Origin of the sequence: Stappia sp. TSB10P1A, from assembly GCF_900185725.1 — a bacterium.
Classification (GTDB): domain Bacteria; phylum Pseudomonadota; class Alphaproteobacteria; order Rhizobiales; family Stappiaceae; genus Stappia.
Window position 1 is genome coordinate 1 of record NZ_FYAU01000010.1, and the last position, 1,159, is coordinate 1,159.

Here is a 1,159-nt window from a genome sequence, read left to right on the forward strand (position 1 = left end):
CGATTTACGCAGGAGTTCCGGGACGAAGCGGTTCGGCTGGTTGTTTCGGTTGGTCGTCGCCAGGCGGAGGTTTCGCGGGAACTGGGGATAGGCTTGTCGACGCTGGAGCGGTGGGTTGCCTCGGCTCGCGCGCGCGCCGTTTCGGCGCCCGTCTCGGAGACGGCGGAAGACGAGGTGAAGCGGCTGCGGCGTGAGAATGCAATCCTGCGCGAGGAGCGCGAGATCCTAAAAAAAGCCACGGCTTTCTTTGCAAGCGAGGCAAGGCGATGAGCTACGCGTTCATCGATGCAAGGAAAGCGGAGCATCCGGTCTCGCGCATGTGCCGCGTCCTGTCGGTCAGCCAGAGCGGCTATTATGCCTGGAAGCGGCGCCCGCAGAGCCGGCGGCGGCGCGACGACAAGGTTCTGTCTGCCCGGATACGCATGGCGTTTCTCCTGTCGCACGCCACCTATGGCAGCCCGCGCATGGTGCATGAGTTGCGCGATCAGGGGTTCGCCGTCGGCCGGCGGCGGGTTGCGCGCTTGATGCGCGAGACCGGCCTGCGGGCGCGCCAGAAGCGCCGGCGCGGCCACCGGGATGCGGGAACCGGCGGCTTGGCCGTCGCCGGGAACCTGATCGCGCGGCAGTTCGCCACCGATGGCCCGAACCGCAAGTGGGCGGCAGACATCACCCATCTGTGGACCGGTCAGGGCTGGCTCTATCTGGCCGTCATCCTCGACCTGTACGCCCGGCGGATCGTCGCGTGGGAGGCTTCCGACCGGCTGCATGCGGGCGTGGCCCTGTCGGCCCTCGACAAGGCCATCGCCTTGCGCGGGGTGGCGCCCGGCCTCATCCACCACTCCGACCGGGGCAGCCAGTATCGCGCAACCGCCTATCAGGCCAGGCTGCACGCCAACGGCATCGCCCCCTCCATGTCGGCCAAGGGCAACGCTTACGACAACGCCATGGTGGAAACCTTCTTCAAGACCTTGAAAACGGAACTCGTCTGGCGCACCCGGTTCGAAACCCGAAAAGACGCCGTCAACGCCATCGCGCGCTACATCGACGGTTTCTACAATCCCTCAAGACGCCACTCGGCGCTTGGATACATCAGCCCCGTCCAGTTCGAAAAAATGGGCGGATAACAAAACCCCTCTCCACTTTTGCGAAGCAAGTCCAA

General features: G+C 65.4%; 1 protein-coding gene. It reads left to right on the forward strand.

The annotated features are described in order from the left end of the window. Positions 1 to 1,124 (forward strand): IS3 family transposase gene (locus TSB10P1A_RS02075; protein ID WP_186386250.1). Its coding sequence is split into 2 segments (ribosomal slippage), with 1,125 coding nucleotides annotated over them: positions 1 to 238 and positions 238 to 1,124; the frame shifts between segments, so codons are not numbered across the junction. This gene is flagged as partial in the annotation. Between the last annotated feature and the right edge of the window lie 35 nt (positions 1,125 to 1,159).